We start from the raw sequence: 21,216 nt of genomic DNA on the forward strand, positions 1-21,216 counted from the left end.
CGACCTGGACTACGACGAGATCGCCGACGCCGTCGGCAAGAGCCAGGCCGCCGTCCGCCAGATCGCCCACCGCGCCCGCTCCCACGTCGCCGCCCGCCGACCCCGCGACACCGTCCCCCCGGACCAGACCCGCCACGCCCTCCAGGCCTTCAAACAGGCCGTCGAGACCGGCGACCTGCAACGCCTGCTCGATATCCTCGCCCCTGATGTCGTCCTCCTGAGCGACGGCGGCGGGATCAAGAAGGCGCTGACCCACCCCATCGTGGGGGCAGGCAAGGTGGCTCGTCTTCTTACCGCAGGCCTGGACAGGTTCGGCGACGGCGTGTCGGTCGAGCCGGTGCAGGTCAACGGCTATCCGGGCCTCGTCATGCGGATCGGCGGGGAGATCGACGGCGTCGTGGCGATGCGGATCGAGGACGGCCTCGTCACCGGGGTCTACTTCGTCCGCAATCCCGCCAAGCTGACGCATGTGGAACGCGAGACCGCACTGAGCCGCTGATGCGCTGTCCGCGCCGGTCCGGCCACCGCGCCCGGCCACCGGGCCCGGCCACCGGGCGCGACCAGCGCGTGTGCGGCCAGCGCGCGGGGACGGCGCGTGCGGGGCAGGGTGTACGGGGGCAGGGTGTGCGCGGCCGACGCGTGCGGCGACGGGGTGTACTGGGACAGGGCGTTTGGGGCCGGGCGCCATCCGATCAGAGAGCTTGGGCGGCTCAGGGACCTTGGGCGGCGTCGTCCTCGGGCGCCGTGCCGTACAGGCGGGACAGGTCGGCGACGGCCTCGGTCATCATCGCGCGCAGCTCGGCCGGCTCCAGCACCTCGACGAGCACGCCCATGCGCAGGAACAGCCACCTGGCGTGTGTGAGGGACTCGATCGGCAGCGTCAGCCGCGTCCAGCCGCCAGGCTCCGGCTGCCCGTCGGCGAGCGCCTTGTCGACGACGTCCTGCCCGACGGTGTATCGGAACAGGTCCTCCGCGCCCGGCGCGAGCCGCACCACCGCCTCGGCCGTGTACATGCGTGAGGCGAAATCCGCGGCGAAACCGCGCCAGAACTCGGCGAGGTCGAAGTCCTGCGGCCGTTCGAAGCGCTCGGGCAGCACCTCGGCCTCGATGATCCGGCCCACCCGGTAGGTGCGCACCGTGCCCGAGCAGGCGGCCGCGAGATACCAGGAACCCCCCTTGAGAACCAGCCCGTAGGGATGCACCAGCCGTTCCACCTCGGTCGGCCCCCATCGGCGGTAGCGCAGCCGGAGCACCCGCTCGTCCCAGACCGCCTCCGCGACCTCGGTGAGGAACGGCGCCTCGTCGGCGCTGCGATACCAGCCCGGCACGTCGAGGTGGAACCTCTCCCGCATCCGGGCCGCATGCGAGCGCGGCTCGGGCGGCAGCGCTGCCAGCAGCTTCAGCTCCGCCGCCGCGGCGAAGCCGGCGAGCCCGAGCTCAGCGGCGGGGCCGGGCAGCCCGGCCAGGAACAGGGAGGACGCCTCCTCCACGGTCAGCCCGTTCAGCCGGGTACGGTAGCCGTCGAGCAGCCGATATCCGCCGAGCGGCCCGCGGTCGGCGTAGACGGGCACGCCGGCGGCCGAGAGGGCCTCGACGTCCCTGTAGACCGTGCGGACCGAGACCTCCAGCTCTTCGGCGATCTCCGTGGCGGTCATCCTGCCGCGTGTCTGCAGCAGGAGCAGCAGGGACAGCAACCGGCTCGCACGCATGGTGACCAGTCTGCCACCTTTACAAAGTAGATTTATTTGCTTTCGCACATGAGCTGTGTTCAAATGCACGCATGGAAAGTGCCGATCGGATCCGCGCGATCATGAACGCGCTGCGTACGTCCGACAGCGTCTCCGTGGCCGAGCTGGCGCTGGCGTACGGCGTCTCGGAGATGACCATCCGGCGTGACCTGGACGAGCTCGCCCAGCAGGGGGTGGTGCGGCGCGTCCGCGGCGGCGCCCTGAGCCTGCTGCTGCGCGGTGAGGAGCCGCCGTTCGGCGTGCGCGAGCGGGAGGCGATCGACGCCAAGCGCCGCATCGCCGCCGAGGTCGCCGGCCTGCTCGCCGACGGCGAGGCCGTACTGCTCGACGGCGGCACTACAGCGCTCGAAGTCGCCCGAGCCGTGCGCGAACGCCGCCTGACCGTCCTGCCGCTGGCACTGCAGGCGGCACAGGAACTGGCCGGCGCACCCCGCATCCGCCTCGTCCTGCCCGGCGGGGAGGTGCGGCACGGGGAGATGAACTTCGTGGGCCCGCTCACGGAGACGTCGATCAAGGCCCTCCGGTTCGACACCGCGGTGATCGGCTGCTGCGGCCTGTCGGCCGAACACGGCCTGACCGCGCACGATCTGCCCGAGGTGGCCATCAAGCAGGCCGCGATCGCCTCGGCCCGCCGCGTCGTCGTCGCGTGCGACTCGGGCAAGTTCACCCGTACGGCCTTCGGCGCCGTCTGCGGCCTCGACCGGCTCGACGTGGTCGTGACCGACGAGCACATCCCCCGAGATCAGCACGACGCCCTCACCGCCGCGGGCGTCACCGTACGCACCGTTCCCGCCTCCGTTCCGGTCGGCTGACCATCGCCCCCGCTCCCTGGAACCGGCGCCATCGGTGTCGCGGCCTGCCGACGTCCAGGTGTCTCCCCAGATCACACCGGGCGCCGGACCTCGTCGCACCCACGTCGGACCAGCGCCGGACCGCATCGCACCCACGTCGGACCGCCCCGGCACGCTGGACCGCGCCGAACTGCGTCGCACCCGTGTCGCACCCGTGTCGCACCCGTGTCGCACCCGTGTCGCACCCGCGGTCGTCCCACGTCGGACCGCGCCGGACCGCGCCGGACCGCGCCGGACCGCGCCGGACCGCGCCGGACCACCTTGCACCCACCTCGGACCGCGGTCGGACCGCGCCGGACCCGCATCCGGCGCGGGGCGACTCCGCGGCGCATACGGCTTCGGGAACACGCCCCGAGGCCACATCGGACACAGGCCGGGCGGACATGCGAGGGGGGCAGTATTTCCCAGAGCCCTTCCCAAGAGCCCTCTCCCCACTTCCCCAGAACCCTCTCTCTTCTTCCCAGAACCCTCTCCCCTTGGGAGCCCCGCCTTCCTGAATCCCATGGAGCTCCGGATCCGGGTCGTCCCCGGGGCCGGCATCCCGGCGCGCCGGAAGCCCGCGAACATCTCCTGTGATCGTTCGCACAAGTCGCCGGCACATCCGGCGTCGCGATCCCGCCCCCGCCTCCCCACCCCGCCTCCCCACCCCGCCATCCCGCCCCGCCATCCCGCCCCGCCATCCCGCTCTGCCATCCCGCTCTGCCATCCCAGCCGCGACGACACCCGCTACGACACAGACGACGACATAGATGAACGTTCCGGCGTAAACCTCCCAGCCGCCCCGAGGAGCACCACATGGTCATGTCCGCCTCCACTCGCCCGGCGCTGCTGCGCGCACGCGTGGCCGTCTACGGGCTGTTCCTGCTGTCCGGCATGGCCATGGGCACGTGGACCAGCCGGATCCCCGCCATCAAGGCGGCCCTCGGGCTGAGCGACGGCGCGCTCAGCCTGGGACTGCTCGCCATCGCCGCCGGGGCCATCACCGGCATGCAGGTCGTCGGCAGGCTGGTGGACCGCTACGGCAGCTACCGGACCCTGCTGCCGGTGGCCGTCGCCCAGGGCCTCGTCCTCGTGCTCCCCGCCTACATGCCGAACCTGCCGGCGCTCGCGCTGTCCCTGTTCGTGTTCGGCGCGGTCTACGGCACGCTCGACATCGCGATGAACGCCAACGCCGTGGTGGTGGAACGGGCGTACGGGAAGTCGATCATGTCGTCCTTCCATGCGGTGTTCAGCGTCGGAGGGTTCGTGGGGGCGTCCGCCGGCGGCATGTTCGCCCACGCCGGGACGAGCCCCGGCGTCACCTTCGCGGCGATGGGCGTGGTCATCCTGCTCGTCGCCCTGCTGAGCGCCCGCTGGGCGATGCGCGACGCCCCGGCGCGGGAGGCGGCGAAGACGGGCTCCCCCGAGGCACGGCCCGCAGGCCGGCGCGTCGGCGGCACGGTGCTGCTCCTCGGCGTGCTCGCGTTCTGCTGCATGATCGGCGAAGGCGCGGCGGCCGACTGGAGCTCGGTCTACCTGCGCGACGACCTGGGCTCCTCCCCCGGCTTCGCCGCCGCCGCGTACGCGGCGTTTTCGATCATGATGACGGCGGGCCGGTTCGCCGGGGACCGCCTCGCCGCCTGGCTGGGGCGGGTCACGCTGGTGCGCTGCTGCGGGGGGCTCGCCGGGGCGGGTCTCGCGGCCGGGATCCTCATCGACGAGCCGGTCGCCGGGGTCGTCGGATTCGGCCTGTTCGGCGCGGGTCTTTCGTGCATCGTCCCGCAGGTGTTCTCGGCCGCCGGGCACCGCGACCCGGCCCAGTCGGGGCGGGCGCTCGCCGCCGTGGCGAGCCTCGGCTACACCGGTTTCCTGGCCGGTCCCGTTGTCATCGGCGGCCTGGCCGAGGCCGTCACCCTGCCGTACGCGCTGCTGGTGCCCGCCGTGCTCGCGTTGTTCGTGGCTTTCACCGCTCCGGCGCTGCGCTCGCCCCGCCCCGCCCCCGACCGCCGCGCCGAGCCCGCCCACGGCTGAGATCCGCGCCGCGTACGGCGAGGGTTGGATCGGGCGGGGCCGGGCAGTGGAGGGGCGTGGCCGTCAGCAACGATCCCGAGGGACCGGCTCCCGCGCACCGGCGGCTCGCGGCGATGCTCCGGGAGGAGATCGTCCACGGCCGGATCGAGCCCGATCGCCCGCTGCCGTCGGAGGAGTTCCTCGTGCGCGAGTACGGCTTCACCCCGGAGGACGTACGCCGCGCCGTCGAGACGCTCAGCGGAGAGGGCCTCGTGTACACGGTGGAGGGACAGGGGGCGTACGTGTCCACGCGTGCCGAGGAGACGGGCGGCGGCTGACCGGCCCCCGCCCGTCCCCCACAACTACGCCTGTGCGCCCTGTGCCGGCGAGCCGGGCTCTCGCCACATGGGGTACATGACCGGGCCGCCGGGCAGCCGGACCAGCTCGGGCATGTCGACGTAACCGTGCCGGAGGTAGAGCCGCCGGCTCGCCTCGCTGCTGGCCTCCAGGTAGGCCGGGATGCCCTCGGCGTCCAGCCTGCGGTGATGCTCCTGCAGCAGCCGGGTGCCGAGGCCGCGGCCGATCCTCGCCCGCTCCAGCGCGAGAAACGCCAGGTAGTGGTGCGGTTCCTGGGGGTGGAGCTTCTCCGTGATCTCCCCGAAGAGGCGGTAGCGCTCGGCGTTCTCGCCCGCGAAGGACGCGATCGCCTCCTGCTCTCCCGGGATCTCGGGGAACGGCACGGTGAACCAGACGGCCACACCGGCCAGTTCGCCCGACTCGTGGATGCCGTAGACGTCGCCGTGTTCGAGCGCGTGCGCGGACCACATGGTGAAGAACCGCCGCTGCATCGGCAGCCGGTCCTCGGCCCGCGGGATGAGCCACCGGGTGATCTCGTCGGTGTGGAAGGTCTCGGCGATGAGGCCGCCGGCCGCCGCGGCGTCCGTCATGCGGGTGATCTCGATCGTCACTTGGCGCCCCCGCCGACGGCCTGGGCGCCCAGGCCGATGTTGGCGTACACCTCGGGCCTGGACGACTTCAGCACCCGGCCCCAGATGAGGCCGAAGACGATCGCGACGACGAAGATGCCGGGCAGGATCCAGCGGAGGATCGAGTCGGGCTCGACCCCGAGGACCGTGTCGAAGTTGACCAGGGTGAGCGCGATGATCACGCACAGCGCCACGATCGCCAGAGCCGGGGCGATGCGGGTGCGCCAGGTCGTCTCCCCCCGCGCGTCGCGCGAGAAGAACACGATCACCGAGATCGAGGTGACGGTGAGCAGGGTCAGCAGCCCGAGGCCGCCGAAGGTGCCGAAGATGAAGAACATCTTGGTGACCGGGTCGAGGCCGGAGACCGCGTAGACGACGATCACGATCAGGCCGAGCACGGTCTGCAGCAGCGACCCGGAGATCGGGGCGGCGGTGCGGGCCGAGGTGCGGCCGAAGATCGAGGGCAGGACGTTCTCCCGGCCCAGGGCGAAGATGTAGCGGGCCGTGGTGTTGTGGAAGGCGATCATGCAGGCGATGCTGCTGGTCACGAACAGCACCGAGCCGATCGTCGAGACGGCGCCGCCCAGGTGGAGGGCGGCCTGGTTGAAGATGAGCTCGGTCCCCTGCTCCGAGGCGGCCTTGACGATGCCGTCCGGCCCGGTCGGCACGGTCTGCGCCCAGGCGGAGAACGCGTACAGCAGGGCGATGATCGCGATGCCGAGGTAGGTGGCGATCGGCACGGTCCGGTGGCGGTCCTTGGACTCCTCGGCGAAGACCACCGACGACTCGATGCCGGCGAACCCCGCGACGACGGTGGCGAGCGCGGCGCCCACGCCGGGCACGAACAGGGCGCCGGGGGTGAAGCCCTCGAAGCTGAGGCCCGCCGGGGCGGCGTGGACCACGTCGCCGAGGTCGAACAGCAGCACGATGGCGATCTCACTGACGAGCAGGACGGACAGGATCTTTCCGTTGACGTCCACCCGCAGCAGGCCGAGCACGCCGGTCAGCGCCCAGGCCACGAGCGCGATCACCCACCACGGCGGCGAGCCGCCGAACCAGTCGACCAGCAGCGGCTCGGCCGCCGATCCGATGATTCCGTAGAGGCCGAGCTGCAGCGCGTTGTACGCCAACAGCGCCACCCAGGCGGTCGCGACTCCCTGGGTGCGGCCGAGGCCCTGGGCGGCGTAGGCGTAAAAAGCGCCCGCGTTCACGACGTGCCGGGCCATCGTCACATATCCGACGGCGAACAGCGCGAAAACCGCGCCCAGCATCAGGAATGCGAACGGGACACCGATGACGCCCGTCACCGTGTATGCCGTGGGAACCGAACCCGCGACGACCATAAGCGGCGCAGCGGCGGAGATAACGAAGAACACAATGGACGGCACGCCGAGCCGGTCCTCTGCCAGTGCGGCGGTGACGGCACTCGGCCGTTGTTGTGTGAGGGACACCTGAAAACTCCGTGTGAGGGGGGGTGGAGGTCACCGGCGGCTGATGACGGCCTGGCCGACGGCGACCTTGGTCTGGGCGATGAGTCTCCGCAACTGCATGGGGAGCATGGCTGTCGCGGCGGCCTCGAACCGGGGATCGTGCTCGGAGAGGACCCGCTGGGCGCAGCCGGCCGCGGCCAGGAGCCCCAGGAGTACGCAATCGCGGTCCACCGGCGGCTTGCGTCGCTGGATGGCGAGGTTCAGGCGGGCGAGCGGCCACGCGGCGGTGTTCATGTCCGCGGGGGCCGCGGGCTGCTGTTTCAGCAGGTGCCTGACCGGGGGCTTGAGCAGCTTCGCGGCGATCATCCTGGCGGTGACGTCGGCGTAGATCGTCCGGGCGAAGAAGAGGAGCCACGTGCCGATCGGGTGGTGCGGCTCGGCGATGACGTGCCCGAGCACCGCGCTGGTGAGCGGGTCGCCCGTGGCCTTCTGGACCGTGGCGTAGAGGCGTTCGGGGTCCGCCGCGAAGTCGAGCGCCACACGCTCGGCGAGCATCAGTTCGCCGAGGATCCCACCGGCCAGCGTCAGCCCCGTGAGCCGGGAATGTAGCAACGGATGGCCCGTCACATTGTCGTGCAGGACAAAGTACAGGTCATCGACAAGGGACGGGCTCGAAAGATCGCTTTCAGCCACGGTCGGCGATGATATAGGCGAAATGTTCCATCTGTCATCGCGCAAATTCACGTTTCTGCGATCTCCCGCGGAATAGGAGAATTGTTCCAACCGGAACTTAGTTTTCGGCCAATGCGCTTACGGTCCGCCTCCGGCAGGGTCACGGCCGGGCGACGGAATCAGGCCGCAGGCACGCGCGGCGAAGGCCGGCGATCGGGCCGAGGGGACGAACGGCCCGCCGCCCGCGATTAGCATGCCGTGCCCCTCGGCCGTGCCCCTCGACCGCACCCCTCGGCCGCGCCTCTCAGCCGTACCCCCAGGCCGTGCCTCTCATCGGAGCAGGGCGTTGGCCAGAATCGTGAGCAGGATCGACGCCACGATCGAGACGATGATCATCACGAGGCAGCCCGCCGCTCCCCCGAGTGGCCGAATCTTGATATTTCCGGGCATGGCGTCCTCCCCCGCGACCCTTCCCGCGCCTACCCAGGTAAATCTGCCCAGATGCGCCTATCCCTGGCACTCATGCCGAACCAAGCCCGGTTTGTCGGTTTTGTCGCCGGGCATCGACGGCCTATGACCATCCAGGACGACAGGGGCGCGGCGGCCCTGGCCCGTGCCCAGGGGCTCTTCAACGTCGCGGGCGGGCTGTGGCCGCTGCTCCACCTGCAGAGCTTCGAGAAGGTGTTCGGCGCGAAGACCGACCGGTGGCTGGAGCGCACCGTCGCCGGGCTGCTCGTGGGGATCGGATGGACGCAGATCAGGGCCGCGTCCACGCCCGGCGGCGCCGACCACGCGCGCCGTCTCGGCGTCGCCGCGGCGGCGACACTGCTCGCCGCCGACCTGATCTACGTGCCCACGGGCCGCATCCGGCCCACCTATCTGCTCGACGCCGCCGCCGAGGCCATGTGGCTGCGCGCCTGGCGGGCCCGTGCCGTACGGCCGGAGCCTCCGTCCACCCGCGCGGGCGCGGCGTTCGCCGCGGCGGCGGCACTGGCCGCGGGGTGCGTCACGGGCGGCGTGCTGGCCGCGCGCCTGCTGCGGCGGCGGCGGGCGGAGCCGGACGAGTCCGAGCTCACCCGTGCCCGATACATCCGCCACCCCGCCGCGCGGTGACCACAAGTCGCTGTTAACACCGAATTACGGACCACGACGAGAGGCGACGAGAGACGGAGCGGACCCGCCGTCACCCGGGCAGGGTCTCTCCGCCGATCGGGGCGAGGACCTCACCCGTGTAGTACGACGACAGCCGGTTGGCGGCGAAGAACACGTACGAAGGGGCGATCTCGTCCGGGTCGGCCGGCCGGCCCATCGGCACCTGCTCGCCGAACTTCTCCACCTTCTCCTCGGGGAACGTGGACGGGATGAGCGGCGTCCAGACCGGGCCGGGGGCGACGGCGTTGATCCTGATCCCCCGCTCGACCAGCACCTGCGCCATGGAGTAGGTGAACGCGTTGATCGCGCCCTTGGTGGCGGAGTAGTCGATCAGGGTCTTGTTGCCGCGCAACCCGTTGATCGACGAGGTGTTGACGATCGAGCCGCCCTCGGGCATGTGCCGCAGCGCGGCCCTGGTCACCCGGAAGTAGCTGTGGATGTTGACCGCGAAGGTGCGCTCCCACTGCTCGTCCGGCAGCTCCTCCAGTGACCGCACCGGCGTCTGCGTGGCCACGTTGTTCACGAGCACGTCGATCCCGCCGAGCTCGCGGACCGTGCGTTCCACGACCTCCTCGCAGTGGCGGGCATCGGCGAGGTCGCCCGGGATGGTCACGCAGCGGCGGCCCTCCTGCTCCACCAGCTTCCTGGTGTGCTCGGCGTCGTCGTGCTCGGTCAGGTAGGCGATCGCGACGTCCGCCCCCTCCTTGGCGAACGCCACGGCGACGGCCCGCCCGATGCCGGAGTCGCCGCCGGTGACGAGGGCGCGCTTGCCCGCCAGCAGGTCACGTCCGACGTAGTCGCGCATCTCGTCCCTCGGCTCGGGCGTCATCCCGCCCGTCCGGCCCGGGTACGGCTGCGTCTGCGGTGGCGGTGTGGAGTTCGGCTGCTCAGGCATGCGGGTCGGCTACCCCTGACCGTCCGCGGCAAACGGCCGGCCGCCGCGCAGCCGCGGTCACGGTCACGCTCGCCCGATGGATACACACTGTTACCTATCCATCACGCTTTACTATAACCAGAACCGACATCGGGTATGACGTTGCCATGACATCACGGTCGCGGTTCGCTCCGCTCGATGTGGTCTGGAGGACGTGCGACGCCGTGCCCGAGTGCCTGGGCATCGCCCACGAGCCGTACGGCAGATGCCTGGCGCACCTCACGCCGGCCGAGGTGGCGGCGTTCCTGCGCGGCCTGGCGCCCGGACAGTCCCTCGACCTGCGCGGCACCCTCCTGTCGGAGGACCTGATCACGCGGGTCCTCGACGGCGTGGAGCGCCGCGTCGGCAGGGCGAGGTTCGACCGCGCGGTCTTCACCGGCCCGGCCCGCTTCGGCGAAGTCGTCTTCGCCGCCGACGCGAGCTTCGACCACGCCAGGTTCGACCGCCTCGCCTCGTTCTACGGCGCCCGCTTCCTCTGCAACGTCTCCTTCCGCGAGGCCCGGTTCCAGCGCGAGTTCTCCCTACACGGAGCGCGGGTGCGCGGCCATGCGGCGTTCGACCACGTCACGGTGCGCGGCGACGCTCTGTTCGGCGCGGCACTGTTCGGCGGTCCGGGGAACACCCGGTTCCAGAGGGCCTCGTTCCACCGGGCGCAGTTCCACGGGTTCGCCGTGTTCGACGGGGCCGTCTTCCACGGGGACGCCGCCTTCCGCTCCGCCCGGTTCCACCGGGCCGTCTCCTTCCGCGACGCGGACTGCGGGGCGAGCGCCGAGTTCCAGGGCGCCCACTTCGAGGGCGCGGCCTACCTCGGCCCGATGCGGATCGCGCGGCGCCTGTCGCTCGCGGGCGTACGGGCCTGCGCGCCGTTGCACATCGACACCGGCGGGTGCCGTGTGGTGCTGCGCTCGGCGGCCGTCCTGGGACGGCTCGCCGCGCGGCTGTCCGACGCCGAGATCGACCTGCACGGCGCGCGGGTGGCCGGGCTGTCCGACGTCACCCGGCGCTCCGGCCGGCTGCGGGTGACCTCGCTCGACGGCCTCGACGCGGACGCGCTCACGCTGACCGGGGCGGACCTGCGGACGTGCGGGCTCGGCGGGCTGCGCCGCCCCGAGGGCCTGCGCCTGCGGGAGTGCGTGTTCGCCGCGCCGCCGGGCGGGCTCGGGCTGCGCCTGGGCTGGCCGCCCGTACGGTGGTGGAGCCGCCGCCGGGTCATCGCCGACGAGCGCCTGTGGCGGGGCTGGGGAGCGCAGGGCTCGGACGGGCCCGCACCCGACCCGGCGCGCCTGGCCGTGCTGTACGAGCGGCTGGGGCCGGGCGTCGACGACGCGCGGGTCGCGGCCGACTTCGCGTTCGGCGCCATGGAGATGCGGCGGCAGGGCAGCCCGCGCGGCCTGATGCGGCTGCTGCTGTCGCTCTACTGGCTCGCCTGCGGGTACGGCCTGCGCGCGGGGCGGGCTCTCGGATGGCTCGCGCTGGTGGCGGCCGTCGCCGCGGGCGCGGTGTGCTGGGCCGCCGGGGTGCGCCCGCCGGACAGGCCCGCCGTCCAGCGTGCCCGGGTCGGTGTCGTACGGCCCGTGGCGTCCTTCTCCCACGCGGCGCACGGGCTCGCAGGCTGAGGACGAGCAGGGGAGCATCGAAGACTTCGATGCTGAGGACCACAAGCGTTCACGATTGTTACCGCCGTTACCTCCTGTCGCCAGCATAAGCTCAATCGTTCGCAAAGCAGGAGGTTCCATGACAAAGCGCCTATATGTGGCCATAGTCGGCGCGCTGGTCGTGTCGGCGCTCGCCGGCGGCTGCGGGCGTTCGTCGTCGGGGACCGCCGCGGGCGACAGCGCGGCGGCGACGACGGGCAAGACCGCCAAGGACCTGGTGCCCGAGGACCTGCGCGAGTCGGGCACCCTGCGGGTCGCGACGTCCGAGGGCTACCCGCCGATGGAGATGTACAAGAAGGGCACCCAGGAGCTCACCGGTGTCGACCCCGACCTCGGCGCCGCCATCGCGGCCAAGCTCGGGCTGAAGTTCTCGATCACCAACGCGGCCTTCGACGGGCTCATCCCCGGCCTCCAGGGCGGGCGCTGGGACATCGTGATGTCCTCGATGAGCGACACCGAGGAGCGGCGCGCGGCGGTCGACTTCGTCGACTACTTCAACGCCGGCGGCGCCATCATGGTGAAGAAGGGCAACCCGGACGGCATCAGGAACCTCGACGACCTGTGCGGCCACACGGTGGTGCTGGCCAAGGGCAGCTCCAACCTCGCCATCGGCGAGAAGCAGAACGAGAAGTGCGCCACCAAGATGAAGATCATGCAGAGTGAGGACGCGCCCACCGGCCTGCTCTCGATCGACTCCGGGCGCGCGGTGGCCACGATCGTCGACTACCCCGTCGCCGTCATGTACGCCAAGGACACCGGCAAGTACGACGTGCTGCCCGAGCAGTACGACGCCGGTCCGTGGGGCATCGCCATCGACAAGCGCAAGACGGCGCTGCGCGACGCGGTCGCCAAGGCGATGGAGGAGCTGCAGGCCGACGGCGGCTACAAGGCCGTGCTCGACACGTACGGCGTGACCGCCAACGCCGTCGACGGCGTGCTGGTCAACACCCAGCCGTGGAAGTGACGCCGGAGAGGGCGGCCGGCGTCGAGCTGCCGATCGAGGCCGTGCGCCCCGTGCGGCCCGGCCGGTGGCTGGGGGCGGCCGTCGCGCTCCTCTTCCTCGTCTGGCTGGCCTACACGATCATCGTCAACGAGAACCTGCACTGGGACGTCATCGTCGCCTTCCTGGCCGACGGCAGGATTCTCGGCGGCCTATGGGTCACGATCCAGCTCACCGTGCTGTCCATGGCCATCGGCCTGGCCCTGGGCGTGCTCGCCGCCGTCATGCAGCTGTCGGACAACCCCGTGCTGCGCGGCACCTCCGCCCTCTACACGTGGTTCTTCCGCGGCACGCCGCTTCTGGTGCAGCTCATCTTCTGGTTCAACATCGGGCTGGTCTTCCCCACCTTCGCGGTCGGCGTGCCGTTCGGCGGGCCCAAGCTGATCGAGTGGCAGGCGAACGCGGTCATCACGCCGTTCACCGCCGCGCTGCTCGGCCTGGCCATCAACGAGGGCGCGTACATGGCGGAGATCGTCCGCGCGGGCATCCGCTCGGTCGATCCGGGCCAGCGGGAGGCGGCCGAGTCGCTCGGCATGTCGCACCGGCAGGTGCTGCGCCGCGTGGTGCTGCCGCAGGCCATGCGGGTGATCATCCCGCCGACCGGCAACCAGTTCATCTCGATGCTGAAGACCACCTCGATGGTCTCGGTGATCGCCGGGGCCGAGCTGCTCACCGTGGCGCAGCGCATCTACCTCGGCAACTTCGAGGTCATCGCGATGCTCGTGGTCGCGTCGATCTGGTATCTCGTCCTCACCACGATCGCCAGCGTCGGCCAGCACTTCGTCGAGAAGCGGTTCGAACGCGGCCACGTGCGGCTGTCCTCCCGGATCCGCAGCAACCTGTCGCCCCTGCCGTCCAAGGAGGCGCTGCCGTCCGAAGAACCCCTGCCGCCCAAAGAACCCCTGCCGTCCGAAGAGGCGCTGCCGTCCAAGGAGCCCCGGTCAGCCGAGGAGACGATGTGAGCACCCCTGACCAGCCGATGGTGCGCATCCGCTCCGTCCGCAAGCGTTTCGGGTCGCTGGAGGTACTCAAGGGCATCGACCTCGACGTCCCCGCCGGTCAGGTGGTGTGCGTCGTGGGCCCGTCGGGGTCGGGCAAGTCGACCCTGCTGCGCTGCGTCAACCGCCTGGAGAGCATCGACTCGGGGCGGATCTGGGTGAACGGCGAGCTGATGGGCTACGCCGAGCGCGGCGGCCGGCTGCACGCGCTGCGCCCCCACGAGCTGTCGCGGCAGCGGCGCGGCATCGGCATGGTGTTCCAGCGCTTCCACCTGTTCCCGCACCGCACCGCGATCGAGAACGTGATGGAGGGGCCGGTCACCGTGCTGGGCACGCCCGCCGCCCAGGCGAGGCGGCAGGCGGAGGAGCTGCTGGAGCGGGTCGGCCTGGCCGACCGGGCCCACCACTACCCGTCCCAGCTGTCCGGCGGCCAGCAGCAGCGGGTGGCCATCGCCCGCAGCCTCGCCATGCGGCCCAGCCTGATGCTGTTCGACGAGCCGACCAGCGCGCTCGACCCCGAGCTCGTGCAGGAGGTGCTGGCCGTCATGCGGGACCTCGCGGCGACCGGCATGACCATGATGGTCGTCACCCACGAGATGAACTTCGCCCGCGAGGCCGGCGATCAGCTCGTGTTCATGGACGACGGCGTCATCGTCGAGCGCGGCGACCCGCGCGAGGTGCTCGCCGCGCCCCGCCACGAGCGGCTGCGCGCCTTCCTCGGGCAGGTCCAGTGAGCGGCTTCGACCTGCTGATCCGGGGCGGCCTGCTGGTGGACGGCACCGGCCGCCCGGGCAGGCCCGCCGACGTCGGTGTCACCGCCGGGAGGGTGACCGTGCTGGCCCCGGGCGAGGCCCCGGCCGGGAGCGCGGCCCACAGCGCGGCCGAGGTGGTCGACGCGCGCGGGCAGGTGGTCTCCCCCGGCTTCGTCGACGTGCACACCCACTCCGACGGCGTCACGCTGCTCGGCGCGGAGGGCGGCGGCTCGGCGCTGGTGCGGGCCCCGGTGCTGGTGCGGGCCTCGGTGCTGCAAGGGGTGACCACCGAGATCTGTGGCAACTGCGGGTCCGGGCTCTTCCCCGCCCTGCCGGAGCGGCTGCCCGCCATGCGGGCCGAGACGCGGATCACCTTCGGCGGCGACGTCGGGGCGTACGCGAACTTCGCGAGCTTCGCCGCCGCGCACGCCGGGGTGCCCCGGGCCAACCATCTGGCCTCGCTCGTCGGCCACGGCACGCTCCGGGCGGGCGTGCTCGGGCCCGTCGACCGGCCCGCCCGGCCCGGCGAGCTGCGCACGATGTGCGCGCTGCTCGACGCCTGCCTGGCGCAGGGCGCGGCCGGGCTGTCCACCGGCCTGATCTACACGCCTGGATCGTACGCGGGCACCGACGAGGTGGTGGCGCTGGCGGCGGTGGCCGCCCGGCACGGCAAGCCGTACGTCACCCACCTGCGCGACGAGATGTCGCGGGTGGAGGAGGCGCTGGAGGAGGCGGTCGAGATCTCCCGGCGCAGCGGCGCGGCGCTGCACGTCTCGCATCACAAGACCGCGGGCCGCTACGCCTGGGGCCGCACCGAGCGCACGCTGCCGCGCATCGCCGCGCTGCGCGCCGAGGGCATGGACGTCACCTGCGACGTCTATCCCTACACGGCGGGCAGCACGGCGTTGTCGGCGATGCTGCCGCCGTGGGCGAACGACGGCGGCCTGGGGGCGCTCACGGCGCGGCTCGGCGACCCCGCGCAACGCGACCGGATGCGCCGGGCCATCGCCGAGGGCGTGCCCGGCTGGGAGAACACGGTCGGCAACGGCGGCTGGGACCGGATCTCGGTGGCGTGCGCGCCCCGCCACCCGCAGACGGAGGGCAGGACCATCGCCGACCTCGCGGCCTCGGCGGGCGCCGACCCTCTCGACGTGGCCGCCGATCTGCTGGTGGCCGAGGCGGGCGAGGTGACGATCATCAGTCACTCGATGGTCGAGGAGGACGTGCGGCGGGTGCTGGCGGCGCCGTACGCGATGATCGGTTCGGACGGCGTGCCGAAGCCGGGCGGGCGTCCGCACCCGCGCTGGGCGGGGACGTTCCCGCGGGTGCTCGGCCGGTACGTCCGGGAGCTGGGGCTGTTGCGGCTGGAGGAGGCGGTGCACAAGATGACCGGGATGGCCGCGGCGCGCTTCGGGCTGACCGGGCGCGGCGTGATCCGCGACGGCGCGCACGCCGACCTGGTGGTGTTCGATCCGGCGACGGTGGCCGACCGGGCGACGTTCACCGACCCGCTGCTGCCGCCCGCCGGGATCGGCGCGGTCGTCGTCGCCGGTGCGGTCGTGGTGCGCGACGGCGAGGAGACCGGCGCCCGGCCGGGAAAGGTGCTGGCCCTGTGACCGGCGACGTGACGCATGGGGCCGGACGCGGCCCGCTGGAGGAGGCGGCGGCCGCCTGCCCGGGCACGCTGGCCGTCTGCGTCCCCGGGACGCTCGCCCTGAACGACGACGTGGTGCTGCCGCTGGCCAGTACCGGGAAGGTGCTGCTGCTCGCGGCGCTCGCGCAGGACGTGGCGGCGGGCGTCGTGGACCCCGGCGAGCGCGTGAGGCTGCTCGACGAGGACTACGCGGGCGGGTCGGGCCTGCTGACCGGCCTGTCGGCGCGCGACTGGACGGCCGGCGACCTCGCGCTTCTCACCGCCGCCGTCAGCGACAACACCGCGACCAACGCGCTGCTGCGGCGGCTGGGGCTCGGCCGGGTGGACGCGGCCGCCGCCGCGCTCGGGCTTGCCGTGACCCGGATCCACGACAGGATCCGCGAGCCCCGGCTCCCGGAGCATCCGCCCTCCTTCGCCACGGGGACGGCGCGCGAGCTGGCGGGCCTGATGCGGTCGCTGGCATGCGGGCGCCAGCCGTGGCAGCGGCTGCTGCTCGGCTGGATGGCGCACAACACCGACCGCGCGCTGGTGCCCGCGCTGCTCCCGCACGAGCCCGAGGACCGCGAGCTCCCGGCGGTCCTGCCGTACGCCGCGGGGGTCTGGGTGGCGAACAAGACCGGCACGGACGCCGGGACGCGGGCCGACGTGGGCGTCATGGCCGGGGGGCGGGGGGAGGGCTACGCCGTGCTCGCGCACGGTCCTGCGGGCCGTGAGCACGGCCTGGTCGAGGCGATCCGGCGGGCGGGCCTCGCCATCGCGGCCACCGTCCTGCCCCCGGGTATTTAAACCGGGTGATCAGGCCGGGTGATCAGGCCGGGTGACCGCGCCGGGTAACCAGGGCGCGGTGCATTCGACCAGGTCTGATGCGGGGTCACCGATACTGGGGGAATGCTCAGCAGTCACCGCCTCAAGGTGCTCCTGGAGGTCTTCAGGACCGGGAGCATCGCCGGAGCCGCCAAGTCCCTGCGGCTGTCGCCCTCCGCCGTCTCCCACCAGCTCGCCCGGCTGGAGGAGGAGGCGGGGGTCGGGCTGGTGGAGCGGGCCGCGCACAGCCTGCGGCTGACCGCGGCGGGGCGTCGCCTCGCGGGGCGGGCGCAGGAGGTGCTCGACCTCATCGAATGCGCCGAAAAAGACCTGCTCGCGCAGGCGCGGGCGGACGCGGGGCAGCTGCGCATCGGGTTCTTCGCCTCGGCCGGCTATCGCCTGCTGCCGATGGCGTTGTCGTCCTTCACCGCGCGCCACCCGGGCGTCGAGCTCGATCTGGTGCTCGGGCAGCCCCACGAGCTGCTGCCCGACGTGGAGCGCGGCGAGCTCGACGTGCTGGTCGTGTTCGAGCACGCCCTGGATCCGTGGAAGGCGCCGAAGGGCGTCGAGGTCGTCCACCTGTTCGACGAGCCGCAGCTCCTCGTCATGCCGCTCGGCCATCCGGCGGGGCACCGGCCCCGAGTGCGGCTGACCGACCTGGCCGACGAGCCGTGGATCACGACGTTCGGCACCGAGACCCCGGTGTCGGTGCTGGAGCGGGCCGGCGCGCTGGAGGGGATGACGCCCACCATCCGCTGCCGCAGCGACCACTACGAGGTGACGCTCGGCCTGGTGCGGGCCGGGCTCGGCGTGGCCCTCGTGCCGAGCCTCGGCGTGCAGGGCGCGGCGGGCATCCAGGTTTGCCAGGTGGACGGGCCCAGGCTCTACCGGCGGGGGGGCGCCGCGCTGCGCCCCACCAACCCCAACCCCGCGCTGCGCGCGTTCGTCGACTACCTCAGGGACGCCTCGGCCCGCCTCAGCGTGACCCTCCGGTAGGCCGGGCACGCGGCGCCCTGCCCACCGGATGGTGGGCAGGGCGCCGATCGGTCACCAGTTGCCCAGCCTGCGGCCGCTGTGCTCGCCACGCTCGTGCCGGCGGTACGCCTGCGCCATCGCCAGCGTGGCGGCTCCCAGCGCCACGGTCACGATGCCGATCGCGACGTTGTTCCATATGGTCGTCGCGGTGGCCTCACGTCCCGCGCGCAGCACAAACGGCGAGATGATCGCCCACACGCCGAGCAGCGGGAGAAGCCAGCCCATGCCGTAGGTGCGCCCGAAGGCGGACGCGAGCCCCAGGGCGAGGGCGCTGATCACGAGGCCGGTGATGAGGTTGTTGACGGTCATGCCCCGGAATCCGAAGAACCCGACGATCCATGGCGATAGGGCCAGATACAGGCCGGCCAGGAAGGCTAGCCCCTCCAGCACCTGGGCGGGGGCCGTCGAGCCCGCCCGATCGTACGTCTGGCGTAGCTCGCTCACGTCGGGATGACGCTCGAGGCCGGTGGGTCCAACCATGTCTGGTTCCGCCTTTCCTGCTGCGTGCGTTTGTATCGACGGCCATACCCCACAAAATCCCGGCATTCTCGAATTCGATTAATATTCCCGCATTTATTTGGTAATCGCCGGACAAATACGTTCGGGAGCGTTCAAGGCGACATGCGGCGGGAATGGCCGGGCAGGGTAGTGATAGGGCCTTCGACGGGAGGCCCCGCAACCAGAGCCGGAGACGGGACGCTGGGGGTCATGATCGCTGTAGTCCTGGCCTTGCTCGCCGCGGCGGCCAACGCCGTCGCGTCCGTGCTGCAGCGCCGGGCCGCCCGCAGCGCCCCGGCCGACGAGGCGTTCCGGATCGGCCTGATGTGGGACCTCATGCGGCGGCCCACCTGGCTGGGCGGCATCGCCGCGCTCATCGCGGGCTTCCTGCTGCAAGCGGCCGCGCTGACGACCGGCGGGCTCGCGCTCGTCCAGCCCCTGCTGGTCGCGGAACTGCCGATAACGATGCTCGTCGCGGGCTGGATGTTCCGGGCTTGCGTCACTCCCCAGACGTGGCTGGCGGTCGGCGCGCTGACGGTGGGACTGGCCGGGTTCCTCGTTTCGGCGTCGCCCACTCCCGGTGACCGGCTCCCCGGCATGCTGACCTGGGTCGTCTCGGCGGGTGTGACCGCCGGGCTGCTCGCCTGCTGCGTGGCCGCCGCGATCGCCTGTGGCGGGCCCGCCCGCGCGGTGCTGCTCGGGGTCGCCGCCGGGCTCGGCTTCGCCTACACCGCCGTGCTCATGAAGCGGACGGTGGAGGAGTTGCCGGCGGGCCTGCGGACGCTCGCCGGCTCCTGGTCGCTGTGGGCCATGGTGGCGGCCGGTCTGTGCAGCCTGTTCCTGCTGCAGAACGCCCTGCACAGCGGTCCGCTCGTCGCCGTGCAGCCCGCGCTGACCGTGACCGACCCCGTGGCGAGCACGGCGTACGGCGTGGCGATGTTCGGCGAGGACATCCGCACCGGTCCGTGGGTGCTGCCCGAGCTGACCGGCATGGCCCTCATCCTGTACGGCAGCGTGCTGCTGTCGAAATACGCCCCGCTCAGGGAGCAGGCTCGCATGGCCGGGGCTCATCATCGCGGAGCGGGAGGAGGTCCGGGAGAAGAAGGGACTCGGCCGGCGCCGTGGTGAACAGGGCGGCCGCCCGCGCGATGAGCGCGGCCCGCCCGGGCAGGCCGGGTTCGAGCCGGTCGAGCGCCCGCAGCAGGTCGGCACGGCGGCGCGCGTGGACGCTGACCCCGGCCCGCGCCATCGCGAGCACGCCGTCCCTGCCGTGCCCGGCGATGGGCCGGTGGGTGACGACCGGCACTCCCGCCGCGAACGCCTCCCGGCAGGTCAGCCCGCCCGCGTTGTCCACCAGCGCGTACGCGGAGGCGAGCAGGCCGGCCAGGTCGTCCCGCCAGCCGAGGGCGATCCCCGCACGGCCGAGCAGGCGGTCGAGGCGGCGGCGCAGCCGCTCGTTGCGCCCGCACAGCACGACGGGAATGTAGCGGCCCGAGCGGGCCAGGAGCCGGGCGGTCGCCGCGACCCTGCCGACTCCCCAGGACCCCGCGCAGACGAGCACGATCCGGTCGCCGTCGCGCAGGCCGATGCGGGCCCGCGCGTCCGCCGGCGCACCGGCGCACGCGAATTCCGGACGGACGATCGGGGCACAGCGGAAGGCCGGCCGGCCGACGGCGGCCGTCACCGCGAGGGCAGTGGACGTGTCCGGACACAGGTAGCGGTCGTTGCCGGGGTGCAGCCAGAGGCGGTGCACGGCGAAGTCGGTCAGCACGACCACGCTCGGCACGGCCAGCCGTCCCCGCTCGCGCAGATGCCCGGCGGCCTGCGCGGCCACGTGGAAGACCGGCACCACCAGGGAGGGCCGCACGCGGCGCACCGCACGGGCCAGCCCGGCAGCGGCCACGATCGTCAGCGGCGAGGTGGAGGGGGCCCGGCGGGAGACGAAGAACACGCGGTAGACCAGCGCGTACAGCCACGGCGACCGCAGCATGACCGCGCGATACCACCAGCGCAGGAGCGCGCCCAGCCGCAGCGGCAGCAGGGCGAGCACGTCCACGACCTCCGCGTGCATGCCGGCGGCGGCCAGGCGGCGGGCCAGTTCGGCGGCCACGGCGTCGTGGCCCGCGCCCATAGAGGCGCTGACGATCAAAGCCCTGCCGCTCATGCTCGCGACGTCCCTCATGCTCACGACCCTCCTTCCCGGGCGGGGGGAGGCGTGACGGACACTGGAACGCGATGAGACCTCACGCGCTGGTCGTCGCCGGGCTGGCCCTGCTCCACGCCGGGCCGGGGGCCGCCTGGCTGCCCGCGGTCCGCCGCCTGCTGCCGTCGCTCGCGGGCGAGGGCGATCCCGGGCATGTCGCGCTGACCTTCGACGACGGGCCCGACCCGCGGTCGACCCCGCTGTTCCTCGACGAGCTCGACCGGCTCGGATGCCGGGCGACCTTCTTCGTCCTCGGCGAGATGCTCGACCGCCATCCGGAGCTCGGGCGGAGCATCGCGCGGGCCGGGCACGAGGTGGCCGTGCACGGCTGGCGGCACGACAACGCCCTGCTCACCCGGCCGGGCCGGGTCGCGGCCGAGATGGGCAGGGCCGCGCGCCTCGTCGCCGCCGTCACCGGCACACGCCCGTCGTGGTACCGCCCGCCGTACGGCGTGCTGAGCGCCGAGGCGCTGGTCGCGGCGCGATGGCACGGCCTGCGGCCGGTGCTGTGGACGGCCTGGGGCGAGGACTGGACGCGCCGGGCCACGCCCGGCTCGGTGCTGCGCACCTTGGAGCCCGGCCTGCGCGGCGGGGCGACGCTGCTGCTGCACGACTGCGACCACACCTCCGCCCCGGGTTCCTGGCGCTCGGCGCTGGGCGCGCTCGCCGGCGCGGTCGCGCGCTGCCGCGCCGCCGGACTGCGTGTCGGACCGCTCGGCGCCCACGGCGTGGGTGTACCCGGCGGCGGCGCGCGGCCCCACCGGCTGCCTGCGCCGGCAAGCTTTTACCTGCGGCCGGAAGCATAAAAACGCGGAAAAAGGGACGCTCACCTTTGGCGCCCTTCTCCATCACATT

20 protein-coding genes and 1 pseudogene are annotated in these 21,216 nt (G+C 72.6%); 14 read left to right on the top strand and 7 right to left on the bottom strand.

The genetic code is table 11. From position 1 onward, the window contains the following. Positions 1-499 (top strand): annotated as a pseudogene (locus tag FLV34_RS40795) (RNA polymerase subunit sigma-24); the annotation flags it as partial. Between the two features lie 211 nt (positions 500-710). Here the strand turns inward: FLV34_RS40795 and FLV34_RS28895 are convergent. Next, positions 711-1,709, bottom strand: coding sequence for a YafY family protein (locus FLV34_RS28895; protein ID WP_147944599.1), 999 nt, complete (start codon positions 1,707-1,709; stop codon positions 711-713). A 71-nt stretch (positions 1,710-1,780) separates the two neighbouring features. Here FLV34_RS28895 and FLV34_RS28900 point away from each other — a divergent pair, with 71 nt between their 5' ends. The 3 genes from FLV34_RS28900 to FLV34_RS28910 all read left to right on the top strand — a co-directional run bounded on the left by FLV34_RS28900 (position 1,781) and on the right by FLV34_RS28910 (position 4,926). Beyond that, positions 1,781-2,560: a DeoR/GlpR family DNA-binding transcription regulator gene (locus tag FLV34_RS28900; RefSeq protein WP_142648534.1), complete on the top strand. Its 780-nt coding sequence runs from the start codon at positions 1,781-1,783 to the stop codon at positions 2,558-2,560. 834 nt (positions 2,561-3,394) lie between these two features. Further along, positions 3,395-4,609, top strand: a complete 1,215-nt coding sequence (locus tag FLV34_RS28905; protein WP_142648533.1) for an MFS transporter — start codon at positions 3,395-3,397, stop codon at positions 4,607-4,609. Positions 4,610-4,665: 56 nt separating this feature from the next. Beyond that, entirely contained in the window at positions 4,666-4,926 is a 261-nt protein-coding gene (locus tag FLV34_RS28910) for a GntR family transcriptional regulator (RefSeq protein ID WP_142648532.1), read from the top strand. A 24-nt stretch (positions 4,927-4,950) separates the two neighbouring features. Here FLV34_RS28910 and FLV34_RS28915 read toward each other — a convergent pair whose 3' ends face one another. Genes FLV34_RS28915 through FLV34_RS28925 form a run of 3 tightly spaced genes read right to left on the bottom strand, consistent with a single transcriptional unit; the run spans position 4,951 to position 7,697 of the window. Further along, the gene (locus FLV34_RS28915) at positions 4,951-5,556 is read right to left on the bottom strand and encodes an N-acetyltransferase (RefSeq protein WP_142648531.1); all 606 of its coding nucleotides are present in this window, start codon (positions 5,554-5,556) and stop codon (positions 4,951-4,953) included. Further along, a complete protein-coding gene (locus FLV34_RS28920) occupies positions 5,553-7,025 on the bottom strand; it encodes an APC family permease (protein ID WP_142648530.1) in 1,473 nt (490 codons plus the stop codon). The genes FLV34_RS28915 and FLV34_RS28920 overlap by 4 nt, the downstream gene beginning before the upstream one ends. Positions 7,026-7,055: 30 nt before the next feature. Further along, on the bottom strand, positions 7,056-7,697 hold the full coding sequence (locus FLV34_RS28925; protein WP_168066036.1) for a GPP34 family phosphoprotein: 642 nt from the start codon (positions 7,695-7,697) through the stop codon (positions 7,056-7,058). 552 nt (positions 7,698-8,249) lie between these two features. Between FLV34_RS28925 and FLV34_RS28930 the strand changes: the two genes are divergently transcribed. Next, positions 8,250-8,789: a hypothetical protein gene (locus FLV34_RS28930; protein WP_205830400.1), complete on the top strand. Its 540-nt coding sequence runs from the start codon at positions 8,250-8,252 to the stop codon at positions 8,787-8,789. Positions 8,790-8,859: 70 nt separating this feature from the next. Here FLV34_RS28930 and FLV34_RS28935 read toward each other — a convergent pair whose 3' ends face one another. Next, positions 8,860-9,723: an SDR family oxidoreductase gene (locus tag FLV34_RS28935; RefSeq protein WP_147944600.1), complete on the bottom strand. Its 864-nt coding sequence runs from the start codon at positions 9,721-9,723 to the stop codon at positions 8,860-8,862. A 146-nt stretch (positions 9,724-9,869) separates the two neighbouring features. Between FLV34_RS28935 and FLV34_RS28940 the strand changes: the two genes are divergently transcribed. From FLV34_RS28940 to FLV34_RS28970, 7 genes are all read left to right on the top strand, one after another. Continuing rightward, positions 9,870-11,378, top strand: coding sequence for a pentapeptide repeat-containing protein (locus tag FLV34_RS28940; protein WP_147944601.1), 1,509 nt, complete (start codon positions 9,870-9,872; stop codon positions 11,376-11,378). Between the two features lie 118 nt (positions 11,379-11,496). Next, positions 11,497-12,381, top strand: a complete 885-nt coding sequence (locus FLV34_RS28945; RefSeq protein WP_147944602.1) for an ABC transporter substrate-binding protein — start codon at positions 11,497-11,499, stop codon at positions 12,379-12,381. Further along, the gene (locus FLV34_RS28950; RefSeq protein WP_187280770.1) at positions 12,372-13,379 is read left to right on the top strand and encodes an amino acid ABC transporter permease; all 1,008 of its coding nucleotides are present in this window, start codon (positions 12,372-12,374) and stop codon (positions 13,377-13,379) included. Before FLV34_RS28945 ends, FLV34_RS28950 begins: the two co-directional genes overlap by 10 nt. A gap of 17 nt (positions 13,380-13,396) precedes the next feature. Next, positions 13,397-14,149: an amino acid ABC transporter ATP-binding protein gene (locus FLV34_RS28955; protein ID WP_142648556.1), complete on the top strand. Its 753-nt coding sequence runs from the start codon at positions 13,397-13,399 to the stop codon at positions 14,147-14,149. Continuing rightward, on the top strand, positions 14,146-15,783 hold the full coding sequence (locus FLV34_RS28960) for an amidohydrolase family protein (protein WP_142648525.1): 1,638 nt from the start codon (positions 14,146-14,148) through the stop codon (positions 15,781-15,783). Before FLV34_RS28955 ends, FLV34_RS28960 begins: the two co-directional genes overlap by 4 nt. Beyond that, positions 15,780-16,607, top strand: coding sequence for a serine hydrolase (locus FLV34_RS28965; protein WP_261985943.1), 828 nt, complete (start codon positions 15,780-15,782; stop codon positions 16,605-16,607). Before FLV34_RS28960 ends, FLV34_RS28965 begins: the two co-directional genes overlap by 4 nt. 102 nt (positions 16,608-16,709) lie before the next feature. Further along, positions 16,710-17,621, top strand: coding sequence for a LysR family transcriptional regulator (locus FLV34_RS28970; RefSeq protein ID WP_147944603.1), 912 nt, complete (start codon positions 16,710-16,712; stop codon positions 17,619-17,621). A 51-nt stretch (positions 17,622-17,672) separates the two neighbouring features. Here FLV34_RS28970 and FLV34_RS28975 read toward each other — a convergent pair whose 3' ends face one another. Further along, positions 17,673-18,104: an SPW repeat protein gene (locus tag FLV34_RS28975; RefSeq protein WP_205830399.1), complete on the bottom strand. Its 432-nt coding sequence runs from the start codon at positions 18,102-18,104 to the stop codon at positions 17,673-17,675. Between the two features lie 264 nt (positions 18,105-18,368). On the opposite strand from FLV34_RS28975, the gene FLV34_RS28980 reads away from it, so the two are divergent. Next, positions 18,369-19,286: a DMT family transporter gene (locus FLV34_RS28980; protein ID WP_142648523.1), complete on the top strand. Its 918-nt coding sequence runs from the start codon at positions 18,369-18,371 to the stop codon at positions 19,284-19,286. Here the strand turns inward: FLV34_RS28980 and FLV34_RS28985 are convergent. Beyond that, positions 19,198-20,340 (bottom strand): hypothetical protein, encoded by a 1,143-nt coding sequence (locus tag FLV34_RS28985; protein WP_261985950.1) that lies wholly within the window; start codon positions 20,338-20,340, stop codon positions 19,198-19,200. The two genes, FLV34_RS28980 and FLV34_RS28985, sit on opposite strands and share 89 nt — an antisense overlap. Positions 20,341-20,393: 53 nt before the next feature. On the opposite strand from FLV34_RS28985, the gene FLV34_RS28990 reads away from it, so the two are divergent. Next, positions 20,394-21,167, top strand: coding sequence for a polysaccharide deacetylase family protein (locus FLV34_RS28990; RefSeq protein WP_142648522.1), 774 nt, complete (start codon positions 20,394-20,396; stop codon positions 21,165-21,167). The last annotated feature ends 49 nt before the right edge of the window (positions 21,168-21,216 follow it).

This window comes from Microbispora sp. CSR-4, from assembly GCF_008033685.1.
Lineage (GTDB): Bacteria > Actinomycetota > Actinomycetes > Streptosporangiales > Streptosporangiaceae > Microbispora.